The 13,494-nt window shown below is 68.2% G+C and carries 14 protein-coding genes and 1 other RNA gene; 3 read left to right on the forward strand and 12 right to left on the reverse strand.

Features of this window, described 5'->3' with window-relative positions; translation table 11 throughout:
• Positions 1–8 precede the first annotated feature (8 nt).
• Complete coding sequence (gene glnA, locus ACLFA2_RS00130) at positions 9–1,346, reverse strand: type I glutamate--ammonia ligase (RefSeq protein WP_021200708.1); 1,338 nt, start codon at positions 1,344–1,346, stop codon at positions 9–11.
• Between the two features lie 2 nt (positions 1,347–1,348).
• Positions 1,349–1,573 (reverse strand): hypothetical protein, encoded by a 225-nt coding sequence (locus ACLFA2_RS00135; protein ID WP_021200709.1) that lies wholly within the window; start codon positions 1,571–1,573, stop codon positions 1,349–1,351.
• A 68-nt stretch (positions 1,574–1,641) separates the two neighbouring features.
• On the opposite strand from ACLFA2_RS00135, the gene ppgK reads away from it, so the two are divergent.
• Positions 1,642–2,388: a polyphosphate--glucose phosphotransferase gene (gene ppgK / locus ACLFA2_RS00140; protein ID WP_021200710.1), complete on the forward strand. Its 747-nt coding sequence runs from the start codon at positions 1,642–1,644 to the stop codon at positions 2,386–2,388.
• A gap of 263 nt (positions 2,389–2,651) precedes the next feature.
• On the opposite strand, the gene ACLFA2_RS00145 is transcribed toward ppgK, so the two are convergent.
• The 5 genes from ACLFA2_RS00145 to ACLFA2_RS00165 form a co-directional block, all read right to left on the reverse strand.
• On the reverse strand, positions 2,652–3,230 hold the full coding sequence (locus ACLFA2_RS00145; protein WP_021200711.1) for a hypothetical protein: 579 nt from the start codon (positions 3,228–3,230) through the stop codon (positions 2,652–2,654).
• Positions 3,231–3,352: 122 nt separating this feature from the next.
• Positions 3,353–3,709: RNase P RNA component class A (rnpB, locus tag ACLFA2_RS00150), an RNA gene on the reverse strand.
• A gap of 43 nt (positions 3,710–3,752) precedes the next feature.
• On the reverse strand, positions 3,753–5,453 hold the full coding sequence (locus tag ACLFA2_RS00155) for a bifunctional 3'-5' exonuclease/DNA polymerase (protein ID WP_426621823.1): 1,701 nt from the start codon (positions 5,451–5,453) through the stop codon (positions 3,753–3,755).
• 22 nt (positions 5,454–5,475) lie between these two features.
• A complete protein-coding gene (locus tag ACLFA2_RS00160) occupies positions 5,476–6,210 on the reverse strand; it encodes a zinc ribbon domain-containing protein (protein ID WP_029260271.1) in 735 nt (244 codons plus the stop codon).
• A gap of 36 nt (positions 6,211–6,246) precedes the next feature.
• A complete protein-coding gene (locus ACLFA2_RS00165; protein WP_426621824.1) occupies positions 6,247–6,669 on the reverse strand; it encodes a YchJ family protein in 423 nt (140 codons plus the stop codon).
• Between the two features lie 42 nt (positions 6,670–6,711).
• Here ACLFA2_RS00165 and ACLFA2_RS00170 point away from each other — a divergent pair, with 42 nt between their 5' ends.
• Complete coding sequence (locus tag ACLFA2_RS00170; protein ID WP_021200715.1) at positions 6,712–7,560, forward strand: aldo/keto reductase; 849 nt, start codon at positions 6,712–6,714, stop codon at positions 7,558–7,560.
• Positions 7,561–7,572: 12 nt separating this feature from the next.
• Here the strand turns inward: ACLFA2_RS00170 and ACLFA2_RS00175 are convergent, their stop codons facing one another.
• The gene (locus ACLFA2_RS00175; protein ID WP_167254010.1) at positions 7,573–8,409 is read right to left on the reverse strand and encodes a helix-turn-helix transcriptional regulator; all 837 of its coding nucleotides are present in this window, start codon (positions 8,407–8,409) and stop codon (positions 7,573–7,575) included.
• Positions 8,410–8,509: 100 nt separating this feature from the next.
• On the opposite strand from ACLFA2_RS00175, the gene ACLFA2_RS00180 reads away from it, so the two are divergent.
• Positions 8,510–9,274, forward strand: coding sequence for an SDR family oxidoreductase (locus ACLFA2_RS00180; RefSeq protein WP_426621825.1), 765 nt, complete (start codon positions 8,510–8,512; stop codon positions 9,272–9,274).
• 33 nt (positions 9,275–9,307) lie between these two features.
• On the opposite strand, the gene ACLFA2_RS00185 is transcribed toward ACLFA2_RS00180, so the two are convergent.
• From ACLFA2_RS00185 to ACLFA2_RS00200, 4 genes are all read right to left on the reverse strand, one after another.
• On the reverse strand, positions 9,308–10,261 hold the full coding sequence (locus ACLFA2_RS00185; protein ID WP_021200718.1) for an L-lactate dehydrogenase: 954 nt from the start codon (positions 10,259–10,261) through the stop codon (positions 9,308–9,310).
• Between the two features lie 74 nt (positions 10,262–10,335).
• On the reverse strand, positions 10,336–11,223 hold the full coding sequence (locus ACLFA2_RS00190) for a TIGR01777 family oxidoreductase (protein WP_021200719.1): 888 nt from the start codon (positions 11,221–11,223) through the stop codon (positions 10,336–10,338).
• A gap of 82 nt (positions 11,224–11,305) precedes the next feature.
• The gene (locus ACLFA2_RS00195) at positions 11,306–11,863 is read right to left on the reverse strand and encodes a dihydrofolate reductase family protein (protein ID WP_031207696.1); all 558 of its coding nucleotides are present in this window, start codon (positions 11,861–11,863) and stop codon (positions 11,306–11,308) included.
• Positions 11,864–11,938: 75 nt separating this feature from the next.
• On the reverse strand, positions 11,939–13,369 hold the full coding sequence (locus ACLFA2_RS00200; RefSeq protein WP_426621826.1) for a PepSY-associated TM helix domain-containing protein: 1,431 nt from the start codon (positions 13,367–13,369) through the stop codon (positions 11,939–11,941).
• Positions 13,370–13,494: the final 125 nt, after the last annotated feature.

A 13,494-nucleotide genomic window follows, 5' to 3' on the forward strand; every position in this document is an offset into this window, starting at 1 on the left:
TGTGCGGATCAGAGCAGTTCGAGATTGCTCTTCAGCTCGAACGGGGTGACCTGACCTCGGTAGGCCTCCCATTCCTTGCGCTTGTTGAGCAGCACGTAGTTGAAGACCTGCTCGCCCAGCGTCTCCGCGACGAGCTCGGATGCCTCCATGTACTCCAGGGCATGGTCGAGACTCGCCGGCAGCGCCTCGTAGCCCAGTGCACGCCGCTCGGCGTCGCTCAGCGACCACACGTTGTTCTCGGCCTCGGGCGGGAGATCGTATCCCTCCTCGATTCCTTTGAGCCCCGCTGCGAGCAGGAGTGCGTACGCGAGATACGGGTTCGACGCCGAATCGATGCCCCGGTACTCCACGCGGGACGACTGGCTCTTGTTGGGCTTGTACATCGGCACGCGGACGAGAGCGGAGCGGTTGGCGTGGCCCCAGGTCACGAAGCTCGGCGCCTCGTCGCCGCCCCACAGGCGCTTGTACGAGTTGACGAACTGGTTGGTGACTGCAGAGATCTCGTTCGCATGACGGAGCAGGCCCGCGATGAAGTGCCGCCCTGTCTTCGACAGCTGGTACTTGGCGCCTTCTTCGTAGAAGGCGTTCTGGTCGCCTTCGAACAGCGACATGTGCGTGTGCATCCCGCTGCCGGGCTGGTCGCTGAGGGGCTTCGGCATGAACGTCGCATAGACGCCCTGCTCGATCGCCACCTCCTTGATCACCGTGCGGAAGGTCATGATGTTGTCGGCTGTCGTGAGTGCGTCCGCGTAACGGAGATCGATCTCGTTCTGCCCGGGGCCGCCTTCATGGTGGCTGAACTCCACGGAGATGCCGAGGTCTTCCAGCATCCGCACCGAGCGGCGGCGGAAGTCGTGTGCCGTGCCACCGGGAACATTGTCGAAGTATCCGGCCGAGTCCACGGGCACGGGGCCGTCGGGACCGAACGAGGAGGACTTCAGCAGATAGAACTCGATCTCCGGATGCGTGTAGAACGTGAATCCGGCGTCCGCGGCCTTCGCGAGCGTGCGCTTGAGCACGTGACGCGGGTCGGCGACGGCCGGCTGCCCGTCGGGCGTCGTCAGGTCGCAGAACATGCGCGCGGTCGGGTCGATCTCCCCGCGCCAGGGCAGCGTCTGGAACGTCGTCGGATCGGGCTGCGCGAGCAGATCGGATTCGTAGGTGCGTGTCAGCCCCTCGATCGCCGAACCGTCGAACCCGATGCCCTCCGCGAAGGCGCCCTCGACCTCGGCCGGCGCGATGGCCACCGACTTGAGCGTGCCGATCACGTCCGTGAACCACAGCCGCACGAACTTGACGCCGCGCTCCTCGATGGTCCGGAGGACGAAGTCCCTCTGCTTGTCCATGGCTACTCTGCGCCCTGGCCCTTTGCGTCGCCCTTGACATCCCAGCCCTGCTCGACGGCCTCTTCCTCGGCCCAGGCGCGCGAACGCTCCTTGACGACCTCGGGCGCGCGGCGGGCCTCGGCCTCCGTGTCGAACGGACCGATGCGGTCGATGGAGGGCGAGATCATGCCGAACTCGATCTCGCCGGTCGTGGAGTTGTACCAGTACTTGTGGTCGCCGTCAGACATGTCTGCCCCTTCTTCACGTGATGTCATCGATCCTACTGGCGCGCACCGCGGTCGCTAAGCTATCGCCCATGGCAAAAGCGATCGGCGTCGACATCGGCGGCACGGGTATCAAAGCAGGAATCGTCGACCTCGAGCACGGAATCATGGCATCCGACCGGGTGCGGGTCCCCACTCCCGAGGGCGCATCGCCGCAGGATGTGCTCAACGCCGTGCAGACCGTTCTGAAGACGCTCGACGTCCACGACTCCACCCTTCCGCTCGGTGTCGCCTTCCCGGCGATCGTCAAGCGCGGCAAGACCCTCTCCGCGGCGAACGTCTCGAAGGAGTGGATCGACTTCGACGCGGAGCGGTTCTTCCGGGACGGCCTCGGCCGCAACATCGTCTTCGTCAACGACGCCGATGCCGCCGGCGTCGCGGAGGCCCGCCATGGAGCCGCCAGGGACGTGCGCGGCTTCACCCTTCTGACGACCCTCGGCACCGGTATCGGATCGGCTTTCCTCTACGACGGTGTGCTGCTGCCGAACACCGAGCTCGGGCACCTGAACTTCCGTGAGTACGAGTCGGTCGAGACGTACGCCGCGACCTCGGCGCGCGAGCGCGAGAACCTCACCTGGGCCGAGTGGGCCGAGCGCCTGCAGGCGTTCTACTCGCACATCGAGTTCCTGTTCAGCCCCGACCTGTTCGTGGTCGGCGGCGGCGTGTCGAAGAATGCGGGCGACTTCCTCCCGCTTCTCGATCTCAAGACCCCGATCGTCCCGGCGATCCACCGCAACAACTCCGGCATCATCGGTGCGGCGTCCCTGGCCGGGGACTGATCGCCACGACGCCTGACACCCGAAGGCCCCGCTGACTCTGCAGTCATCGGGGCCTTCGTTCGCCTTCGGGGACGATCAGCCGCTGGATGGTGGACCCCCTGGCGGTCTTCGGTGGGCAGATCCACCCCCCGCGAGCCTCGCGGAGGTCACCGAATCCTCGTGCACCCACCGGGGGTGGGTCGACCAAGTCCGGTGAGGTGAATGGCCCGACTCATACGGGCGACGTCCCGCCTCTCGTCCGGGGGCAAAACGCCCGCGGCCGGTCAGCGCTGCGGCGGCAGGACGAACGTGGTCTCGTACGCGTGCACCTCGCCGTTCACATCCCCCACACTCGTGATCGTGTACGGGCTGAGGTTCAGCGTGTCACCGGCGTAGAGCGGGGTCAGGTACGTCTGGTTCGTGGGGTCGACAGAGTGCAGGCTCCCGCGACGAACCGCGTTCAGGGCTTCGTACGAGTACGGGCCGAGACAAAGCCGTTCGAGGATCGCATCCTTGTAGTCGCCCGACGCGACCAGGTACGACGCGAGCGAGCCGTCATCCGCGGACACGACGGTCCCATTCGCTCCTGCGCGCGATCCCAGGTCGACCATGCCGTCGTACAGACCGACGTCCAGCGGCTCGCCGTTGGAGATCGTCCCATCTCCGCCTGGCCGCCGGCACTGGGGTGTGGCCGCGGGGACCGGGTCGGCGCCCGACGTCGGCTGGATGCTCGGTGCCAGGGTGGGCTGAGCCTCGGCAGGTGACTCGACGGCTCCCGGGGTCGGCGCGCCACAGCCGGTGAGCGCTGCGGTGGACAAGCCGAGGAGAAGCGCCGTGGTCGCGGCGGGCGTGCGGTACGACATGAACGAACGCTACAGGGTAGCCGGCATACGAACCAGCAGCGAACGCCGAGCGTGTCACTGCGAGGTCCCCACGCGCCACCTCGACGTACAGAATCGAAATGAACTTGATTAGATCGTGAATGCGAATGGGCCGACCTGTACGCCGGGTTCTGTTCCGGGGTTCTTCGCCCCTTCGACGGCCATCTCTCTCGGCGACACGTTGCCGTGGCACTCTAGCGGTCTACCCGAGGACTCGGCGAGCCGCGTCAACATCCTCTGTCTGACCTTGCTCCGGACGAGGTTTACCTGGCGGGCCATGTCACCATGGCCCCCGGTGGTCTCTTACACCACCCTTTCACCCTTACCCCTTGCGGGGCGGTCTACTCTCTGTGGCACTTTCTCGCGGATTGCTCCGGGTGGGCGTTACCCACCGTCCTGCCCTGAGGAGCCCGGACGTTCCTCGGTGCGGTCACCCGCAACGCGGCCGTCCAGTCGACCCATTCGCGTCTCCAGTCTACGTTCTCCGGGTCCCCCGGCCTGCGACTACTTCTCCGCCGACTCCGCGATGCGCAGGTCGAGGGGCACATCGATCGGGAAAGAGCCGAACAGTCTCGTCGTCGCGGTGGCCGCTGCCTCTCGCACGGCCTCCGCGGCGGCCTCGGCATGTTCGAGCGGAACATGCAGGATCACCTCGTCGTGCAGGAAGAACGCGAGGTGCGGCGCGCGTGCGAACGGACCGGATGCCGCAGCCTCGGCGAACACCTCGGGGATCTGCTGCAGCCGATGACGGATCTCCGCCAACCAGATCAAGGACCACTCGGCAGCCGTGCCCTGCACCACGAAGTTCCGGGTGAACCGCCCCCAGTCGCGTGCTCTGCGTCGCGCGAGAGCCACGACCGCCGGGTCGGCGTCCGCGTCGGTCGCTTCCGACTGCAGCCGCATCCACTCCACCGATGGCCGCGGGGAGGATCGGCCGAGCCAGGTCGACACGATGCCACCGTCCTCTCCCGTGCGCGCTGCGGCATCGACGAGCGCCATCGCGCGCGGGTACACCTTGCGCAGGCGCGGAACCAGCCGGCCGCTGTCGCCCGTCGTCGCTCCGTACATCGCTCCGAGAACCGCGTACTTCGCCTCCTCTCGGGTCGCGACCGCACCGGAGGCGACGACTCCGGCGTAGAGATCACTCCCCCGGGCGGCCCGGGCCATCGCCTCATCGGCCGCCATCGCGGCGAGCATCCGGGGTTCCAACTGCGCGACGTCCGCCACGACCAGAGTCCATCCGGGATCCGCCCGCACTGCGGGGCGCAGGCTCCTCGGCAGCTGGAGCGCCCCACCGCTGGCCGAGGCCCAGCGCCCGGTGACGACGCCACCCGGGATGTACACCGGACGGAATCGTCCCTCGTGCACCCACTCCGCAAGCCATGCCCAGCCGTTCGCGCTGAGCAGTCTCGAGAGCTTCTTGTACGCGAGCAGCGGTTCGACCACTGGATGATCGTGCTCTGCAAGCTCCCACCGACTCGTGGACTCCACCTGGATGCCGACGCGATGCAGCGCCCGAAGCAGCTTCTGCTGGCTGTCGAGGTGGAGCGAGGAGTCACCGAGGAGCTCACGCACCCGATCGCCGAGCTCGACCATGCGGCTCGGCACTCCCCCGGCGACCGGACGCGTCCCCAGGGCGTCGGTCAGGATCGCATCGTGCACGCCCGCGTCCCAGGGCAACCCTGCGACCCGCATCTCCTCGGCGATCAGGCCACCCGCCGATTCGGCGGCGCACAGCAGTGTGAGACGTCCGTCCGGTGCCGCAGCGATCACGTCGCGCTGCGCCCGGTACTGATCGAGCGTCACGGCGACCGCATCGTCATCGACGACATCGTCGAACACGTCGAACAGCGATGGGACCGCTGCGGCCGGTTCGCGTCGCTCCCAATCGGGCGATGCCGGGAGCGGGCTCGGAACCGACGAGGTGTCCCGCAGGATGGCGTGGCACAGGACCAGATCATGGCTGCGCGTGATCCGAACTCCGTGGCGTAGGAGAAGCGCATAGGTTTCCGCGGCGGAGCGCATGATCCATCGCGGAGCATCGGAATCCTCGACCGAACGAACCCACGCGGCGAGATCATCGGCGCGCAGAAACGTGCGGTCCTGCTCTCGGTCTTTCCCGTCGAGTTCGATCGCCGCGTACTCCCGCGGCCCGACGGAGATCAGCGCGATGCGTCTCTCGACGCCCGACGCCGGTGTCGTCATCGCCGGCGCGCGCAGGCGCCGCTCATGCGAGCCCGGACTCCTCGGTGCGCACGAGGATGCAGCCGCATTCGGGACATGAGACCACGAGGTCGTCGGCCGCGCGACGGATGTCGTTCAGGTCGGTGCTGGGGAGCAGGATGCGGCAGCCTTCGCAGGTGCCGCGAGTGAGCAGCGCGGCGCCCGCGCTGTTCGCGGCACGGCGTGCGTACTCGGCCAGCAGCTCCGGCGCCACGCCTTCCGCAACGGCAGCCCGATCGCGGGCGAGTTGTGCACCGAGCTCGGTGGCCGCGGCGACATCCGCCTTCGCCTGCGCCGTCAGCGCGGAACCCTCCGCCGTCGTGGTGTCGAGAAGTGCCTGCTGGGCGGCGAGGGCGGCTTCTGCTTCCTCGAGCCGTCCCATCACATCGAGTTCGGCGTCCTCGAGGTCGCTCTGCCGGCGGGCGAGGCTCGCCAGTTCGTGCTCGAGCGCCTGCGCGTCCTTGGAGTTCGTCGATGCGGCGAGCCGCTCCGCGTCGCGATTCCGTCGTGCCTCGACGACGGCGACATCGGATTCCAGGCGCTTCAGCTCGGTGCGCACATCGTCGCGGGTGCCGGCGAGAGAGGTCAGCTCGCGGAGCTGCTCCTGGCGGATCGCGACGAGCTCGGTGATCCGCCCCGCCTGGCTCGGCTTCGTTCGTGCACGCTCGGTCTGCGCGATGCGCCGATCGAGGTCGGCGATGTCGAGCAGGGTGCGCTGGTTCTCGGGGCTGGCGTTCACGCTCTCAAATCTAGTCGCTGTCACGACATCCGCCCATCAGTGCACGTCGCCGTCGACGTAGTACCAGTGACGGTCCTCCCGCACGAAGCGGCTGCGCTCGTGCAGCGACCCCCTCGCTGCTCCCTGACGCCAGAGCGCCTCGAACTCCACCACGCCGTCGCGGTCGAAGGGGCCTCCGGCCACGCGATCGATGAGGACCAGCCGCCGCCAGTCGAGGTCGGGCTCGAAATCGATCGTCTCCGGCCTCGTCTTCGGATGCCAGCTGCGCAGAAGGTGCGCCGCGTCCTGAACGACGAAGGCCGTGTAACGCGAACGCATCAGACGCTCCGCCGTCGGAGCAGCGGCTCCATCGAGAATCGGGCGGCAGCACGCGCCGAACGTGTCCCCGGACGAGCACGGGCAGCGTGACCCGTCGTCGATCACGACGTCATCCGGCGCCATCTCCGCCTCCGTTGTCATCCCCTCAGCGTACGCTCGACGAAAAGGCCAAGAAGGAGCATCGTGACCACTCAGCCCGTCGTCCCCTCGTTCACCGCCCACAACGGGTTCGCCCTCCCGGCCATCGGCCTCGGCACCTACGGACTCCACGGCGATGTCGGGGCGGAAGCCGTCAGCGGCGGCATCGACGCGGGCTACCGCCTGGTCGACACGGCGTTCAACTATGAGAACGAGGGCTCGGTCGGGCGCGGGGTCGCCGCCTCGGAGGTCGATCGCTCCGAGATCATCGTGACCACCAAGCTCCCCGGCCGCCATCATCCCTCGGCGAAGGCGCGCACGAGCATCGAGGAGAGTCGCTCCCGGCTCGGTCTCGACGTCACGGATCTGCACCTCGTCCACTGGCCCAACCCCATTCAGGACGAGTACGTCCAGGCCTGGACCGCGCTCGTCGACGCCCAGGCCCGCGGTGTCGTCCGGCAGATCGGCGTCTCGAACTTCCTCCCGGAGCACCTGGAGCGCATCGAGCAGGAGACCGGGGTGCGGCCCGTCGTCAACCAGATCGAGGTGCATCCGTACTTCCCGCAGGAGGAGCAGCTCGCCTACCACCGAGAGCACGGCATCCTCACCGAGGCATGGAGCCCGCTGGGTCGCGCGAAAGAGCTCTTCGACGAACGGGTGATCCACGACATCGCCGCGGCCCGTGGCATCACGACCGCGCAGACGGTCCTCGCGTGGCACGTCGCCCGCGGCACGGTGTCGATCCCGAAGGCGTCGTCGCTCGCACACCAGGTGGCGAACCTCGCGGCGGCGGAGATCGTGCTCGACGACGCCGAGGTCGCGGCGATCACCGCGCTGGGTCGCGCGGACGGACGCCTCTTCGACGCCGACCCGCGAACCCACGAGGAGTCCTGAGGCAGGCTCGCGTCAGACCTTCTGCGTGCCGAGCACCCTCAGGAACTCGAGCTTGCTCGCCGATTCGCTTCCGGGTGCGGCGGTGAGAACGATCAACGCGTGCGATTCATCCTCGGTGAAGAGCGCCTGACAGTCCACCTCGATCTCGCCCAGTTCCGGATGCACCATCACCTTGTGCTGCTCGAACCGACGGCTCACCACGTGGGCGTCCCACAGCTCGACGAACTCCGGGCTCCGGGCGGTCAGCTCTGAGACGATCTCCCCGGCGCGGGATCGGGGGCCCATCACGCCGTGCGCGGAACGCAGCGACCCGACCAGGGCGCGGGCCTGTCGCGGGTGATCGGCCTCGCGATACCGACGCCGTTCGACGTCGGGATACGCGAACCAGCGGTAGATGCCGCTGCGGTCGAGCCCGGTGAGTGCACTCGCATCGCCCACGAGCGCGCGGGACGCATCGTTCTGCACCAACACTTCATCGAGGACGGAGACGACGAAGGCCGGGGTGTCGTGCAGTCGGTCGAGCACGCGGAGGATGCCGGGGCGTACGTACTCCGTGATGTGTGCACGATCGGGGGCACTGTGGCCGCAGAGCCGGAAGAGGTAGTCGCGCTCGTCCTCGGTCAGGCGCAGAGCCCGGGCCAGCGCGGCGAGGATCTGCACGCTCGGCTGCGGACCACGCCGCTGCTCCAGACGCGCGTAGTAATCGGTCGACATGGTCGCCAACTGCGCCACCTCCTCCCTGCGCAGTCCCGAGGTGCGTCGTCGCGGCCCCGCCGGGAGCCCGACGTCGACGGGCCTCAGCGCCTCCCGCCGACGGAGGAGGAATTCGGCCAGCGCATCACGATCCACCCCTGAAGTATCCCCCGCTGTCGACCCCGGTTCCAGGGATCCCCGATCCCTGGATGTCCGCTCTCTGGATGGACGGTGCCAGGAAGCCGAGGCTGGTTGCATGAACATCAGCGGAAACACCATCTTCATCCCGGGAGCGACGAGCGGTATCGGCCTCGCCCTCGCGCTGCGCCTGCACGATCGGGGCAACACCGTGATCGTGGGCGGACGCCGCGAGGACCGCCTCGCGGCCATCGCGACCGCGCACCCCGGCATCCACACGATCCGCATCGACACTGCCGACGCGCGCAGCATCGAGGCCGCTGCCCGTACTGTGCTCGCCGAGCACCCTGATCTCAATGTGCTCATCACCATGGCCGGCGTCATGCGGGCAGAGGACTGGACGACCCCGTCGGGCTTCCTCGCCACCGCCGAGGAGACGGTGACCACGAACGTCCTCGGACCCATCCGGCTCATCGCCGCTTTCATCGATCACCTGGGCGCGCAGCCGGATGCGACGATCATGACGGTCTCCTCCGGGCTCGCGTTCGCCCCGCTCCGGGTGACCCCGACCTACAACGCCAGCAAGGCCGCCATCCACATGCTCAGCGAGTCTCTGCGCCTGCAGCTCGAGAGGAGCAGCGTGTCGGTGCTCGAGCTGGAGCCGCCGGCCGTGCGCACGCCGCTCATGCCCGGGCACGAGGAAAACGAGTCGGCGATGCCGCTCGACGAGTTCATCGACGAGGTCATGATGCTGATCGAATCGCAGCCGGACGCCACCGAGATCCAGGTCGAGCGGGTCAAGTTCCTCCGCTACGGCGAAGCCCGCGGCGACTACGACCAGGTCGTCGCGACGCTGAATCGCACCGACCCGCACGGTCGCTGAGAACTGAGGGCGTCGGCCTCCGAGCCGGCGCCCTCAGGGACGCAGGGTGGCAGCCGCGGCGGTGAGGGCGTCGGCGGACTGACGCAGCAACGCCAGCTCACCGTCGGAGAACGATGTGTTCCGGATCGGCACGGCACCCGCCGCGCTCACGATCGACGGCACCGAGAGGGCGACACCGTCGAGCCCGTGGAAGTCGCGCAGCACCGTGCTCACCGGCATCACCGCATGCTCGTCGCTCAGGATCGCCTCGACGATGCGCGCGCTCGACAGGCCGATCGCATAGTTCGTGGCCCCCTTGCCCTGGATGACCTTGTACGCGGCGTCACGCACGTCGACCGCGATCTCCTGCAGCTCGTCGAGCGTGAAGCGCGGGTGCCCCGGCGTCTCCCACTCCAGGATCGGCACGGTGCCGATCGTCGCGCGGGACCAGAGCGGGAATTCGGTGTCGCCGTGCTCGCCGATGATGTGGGCGTGCACGCTGGCGGTCGACACTCCGGCGCGCTCACCGAGCTTCCACCGCAGCCTCGACGTGTCGAGCACGGTTCCCGAGGCGAAGATCCGCTCCGGCGGAAGCCCCGTCTCCTCCTGTGCGATCACCGTCAGCACGTCGCAGGGATTCGTGACGATCACGTAGATGGCGTTCGGTGCGACTTCGAGGAGATCGGGCATCATGCGGCGGATGATGCCCGCGTTGACCTCAGCGAGCTCGATGCGGGTCTGGCCGGGCTTCTGCTTGGCCCCGGCCGTGATCACCACGACGTGCGAACCGGCCGCGACGGAGATGTCGCTGCCGCCGATGATGTCGCTGGAGCCCGTGAACTGCGTGCCGTGGGCCAGGTCGAGCACCTCGGCCTCGACCTTTTCGGTCGCGATGTCATACAGCGCGACGTGCCGGGCAGAGCCACGGATCAGTGCCGCATAGGCGACACTAGATCCCACGCTTCCCGCACCGACGACCGTGAGCTTCGAGTTCTCGATGATCTCCATGCGCACAGTCTTGCAGTGCGGCACCCCGATCCGGGAGGGGTCTCACCGGAAGAATGCCGTCCCGCTCGACGACGTCACAGCGCGGCGGCGACAGCCTCCGCCGCAGTCGCGTGTGTGAACCGGAATCCGGACCGCTCCAGTACCTGCGGACGGACATCGGCGTCGGGGAGCAACAGCGATTCCGCAGCGTCCCCGAGAGCCCAGCGCAGCGCCCAGGCCGGCGCGGGCAGCCAGAACGGCCGATGCATCCGCGCGGCGAGCGCACGACCGATGTCGTTCGCGGAGGCCGGAGTGGGTCCGGTGAGGTTCACCGGACCCACGATCTTGGCGTCCACGATGTGGCGGATCGCCCGCACCTCGTCATCGAGCGAGATCCACGGCCAGATCTGCGTGCCGCGGCCCAACGGCCCGGAGACGCCGAATCGGGTCAGCTGGATGAGGGGCTTGAGGACTCCGCGTCTGTGCACCACCGGCGCGGTACGGAGCAGGGCGACCCGGGTGTGGTCTTCCGCGCGTCGCGCTTCGGCTTCCCACCGCACGGTCAGATCGGCCAGGAAGGTCTGCCCTGCGGCCGAGTCCTCGGTGAGGATCTCACCGGGGGCGGAGCCGTAGTACCCGACGGCGGATGCCGAGACGAGCGCCGGGGCGTCGGAGCGCAGTGCCCGAAGCGCGGTGGTCAGGGTACGCGTCGCCTGGAGCCGCGAGTCGACGAGCTCCCGACGATAGCCGCGTGTCCAGGGCAGCCGTCCCACGCTGGCTCCGCCGAGGGCGACGACCGCGTCTGCGCCCGTCAGAACCTCGGGGTCGAGTGCGCTCTCCCCCGGCGCCCATTGCGCCTCGTCCTCCGATCGCGGGATCCGACGGACCAGAGCGGTGACTTCGATCCCATCCGCGCGGAGCGATGCGGCGAGTGCGGTGCCGATGAGGCCCGATGCCCCGCTGATGACGATACGTCCCGCCATGTGTGAAAACTCCCCTGTCCGCTCGCCGAATCGTGTCGTGCGGTCCAGCGTACGCGCCGCCTCGCTCCCCGGAGGTCAGGTCTCAGCGGGCCCGCCGATAGTGCGTCGCGATGACCCCGCTGCGAAGCGGTGTGGCGGAGATCAGCTCGAGACGGCGTGTTCCTGGCAGTCCGTCCTGATAGAGGGTCGGGCCGTGACCCACGATCCGGGGGTGCACGAGGAACCGGTACTCGTCGATCAGGTCCAGGCGATCGAGCGCGCTCGCCAGCATCCCGCTGCCGAGCAGGACACCATCGGGGGTGTCGTCCTTGAGTCTCTGCACGCTCGTGCGCAGGTCTCCGACGAGACGATGGCTGTGGGCCCAGGGGAAGTCCTCGCGCGTGGACGAGACCACATACTTCGGCTTCGCGTCCAGCGCGACCGCCCAGTCGTACAGCGCGCGTGGAGCGTCCACCTCGCCGCGGGCGACCGCCGGCCAGGCGTCCTCCATCATCTCGTAGGTGGTCCGGCCCCAGAGCATCGCACCGGATTCCTGCAGCAGTCGCGTGAAGTGGGCGTGGGTCTCGTCGTCGGCGATCCCCTCACGATGATCGACGCAGCCGTCGAGGGTGACGTTGATGCTGAAGGTCAGAAGTCCCATGCGGGGAGCATAGGTCTGCGGCGAGGCGACCGCCAGGGGCTTTCGGACGGTCGCCTCGCCGCTCATAGGCTGCCTTCACCCGCCCTTCGTGCCTCGCGAACGCGTGACGCCGATGACCGTGTCGAGGATCACGAAGCCGAGGAGTGTCCATCCGACGAGCGGAAGCCAGAAGCCGATGAGAACGGCGGCGACTCCCACCGCTCCGATCCCCCACCACGGTGCCGTCGGCAGCACGCGGCGGGGTGGGGCCCCGACGACGGGGCCCGTGACACGCGGCGGCCTCCGTTTCCACCACAGGAGATAGCCGAGCACGACCATCGCGGCGAGTCCGACCGCGACGACGAACAGCACGAGCTGGTTGACGAGTCCGAACATGACCCCCATGTGCAGGTTGATCCCCCAGCTGGCGAGCTTTGCAGCGAGCGGGAGGTCCGCGAAGTCGATCCGGTCGACGACCTGCATGGTGATCCCGTTGATCGCGAGGGAGTCGCCTTCCGTGGGGAAGCTGCTCTTGATCTCGCGGATCGTCCATGCCGTGCCGGGTTCTGCCGGTGGTTTGATCTCGACCTGCCCCGTGTTGACGTTCTCTTCTTGCGCGATCGCGAGGATCGCGTCGAAGGTAGCAGGATTGGCGGCGCCGGTCGGTGCGGTCATCGCGCCGTTGTGGCCGGCGTGCTCATCCGCTGACGCGGTTCCGCCGTCGAGGCTGGTCTCGATCGAGGGCGTGCCCCAGTCGAGTGCGGCGCGAAGACTGCTGACGTTGTTCCCGGCATACTGCGACCAGGTGATTCCGGTGGCGGAGAGGAAGAGCGCACCGAGGATGACCCAGATCCCGATGCTCGTGTGCCAGCCCAGCATCCCGCGGTAGCCCTTGTGGGCGAGGTTCGGGCGAAGGAGGTCCTTCTTCGCACGGGACTTCCGGATGCGGACGATCCACAGCGCCAGACCCGCCACGACCACGATCCCGAGCCAGGAGGCGGCGAGTTCGCTGTAGAGACGTCCGGCGTCTCCCAGGTGGAGGTTGCGGTGGAGATTGCTGATCCAGGTGCGGAGCGGCGTCGCGCCGCTGGTGCCGTAGACGACCAGATCGCCGCGGATCTCTCCGGTTCCGGGATCGACGAACACGGCCCTGGATTCGCTCGGTCCCAGCCCGTCCTCGGCGTACATGATCCGTGTGGTGTCGCCGGGTTCGGGTGCGGGCCGCACAGCGAGGAGTCCGGAGGGGTCGCCACGGTAGTCGGCGGCGGCCTCGATCTGCTCCGCGAGGGTGAGTGATGTCTGCGTGTCGGGTGCACGCAACTGTTCCGCGTAGACGGCCTGTTCCAGCTGCGGGGTCAGCGCGTACAGGGCGCCGCTGACGGCGGCGATGAGGATGAACGGCCCGACGAGGATGCCCGCGTAGAAGTGCAGACGGAGCAGCAGAGGGACGAACCATCCGCGTCGACGGGACGTGGCGGGCGGGGAGGGTGGGGAGTGTGGGGCGGATTCGGACGATGTGAGGGTCATGGTGATGCTTTCCGGATGTGAGGGGTCGCCGATGGATCGTCGTGCACACCCGGAAGAAGGGAATGCCCCGGGCGCAGACGGACGGCACCGACGGTCGTTCAGGAGGCTCTGGGCGCGCGTGGCGC

Source organism: Microbacterium sp. As-52 (assembly GCF_049949185.1).
Taxonomy (GTDB): Bacteria; Actinomycetota; Actinomycetes; order Actinomycetales; family Microbacteriaceae; genus Microbacterium; species Microbacterium maritypicum_A.

Excerpts from the sequence above, each read along its gene's own strand:
- ACLFA2_RS00180 (WP_426621825.1), top strand. The coding sequence starts at position 8,510 with ATGAACATCAGCGGAAACACCATCTTCATCCCGGGAGCGACGAGCGGT.
- ACLFA2_RS00135 (WP_021200709.1), bottom strand. The coding sequence starts at position 1,573 with ATGTCTGACGGCGACCACAAGTACTGGTACAACTCCACGACCGGCGAG.
- ACLFA2_RS00155 (WP_426621823.1), bottom strand. The coding sequence starts at position 5,453 with ATGACGACACCGGCGTCGGGCGTCGAGAGACGCATCGCGCTGATCTCC.
- ACLFA2_RS00190 (WP_021200719.1), bottom strand. The coding sequence starts at position 11,223 with ATGGCGGGACGTATCGTCATCAGCGGGGCATCGGGCCTCATCGGCACC.
- ppgK (WP_021200710.1), top strand. The coding sequence starts at position 1,642 with ATGGCAAAAGCGATCGGCGTCGACATCGGCGGCACGGGTATCAAAGCA.
- ACLFA2_RS00195 (WP_031207696.1), bottom strand. The coding sequence starts at position 11,863 with ATGGGACTTCTGACCTTCAGCATCAACGTCACCCTCGACGGCTGCGTC.
- ACLFA2_RS00200 (WP_426621826.1), bottom strand. The coding sequence starts at position 13,369 with ATGACCCTCACATCGTCCGAATCCGCCCCACACTCCCCACCCTCCCCG.
- glnA (WP_021200708.1), bottom strand. The coding sequence starts at position 1,346 with ATGGACAAGCAGAGGGACTTCGTCCTCCGGACCATCGAGGAGCGCGGC.
- ACLFA2_RS00165 (WP_426621824.1), bottom strand. The coding sequence starts at position 6,669 with ATGACAACGGAGGCGGAGATGGCGCCGGATGACGTCGTGATCGACGAC.
- ACLFA2_RS00185 (WP_021200718.1), bottom strand. The coding sequence starts at position 10,261 with ATGGAGATCATCGAGAACTCGAAGCTCACGGTCGTCGGTGCGGGAAGC.
- ACLFA2_RS00145 (WP_021200711.1), bottom strand. The coding sequence starts at position 3,230 with ATGTCGTACCGCACGCCCGCCGCGACCACGGCGCTTCTCCTCGGCTTG.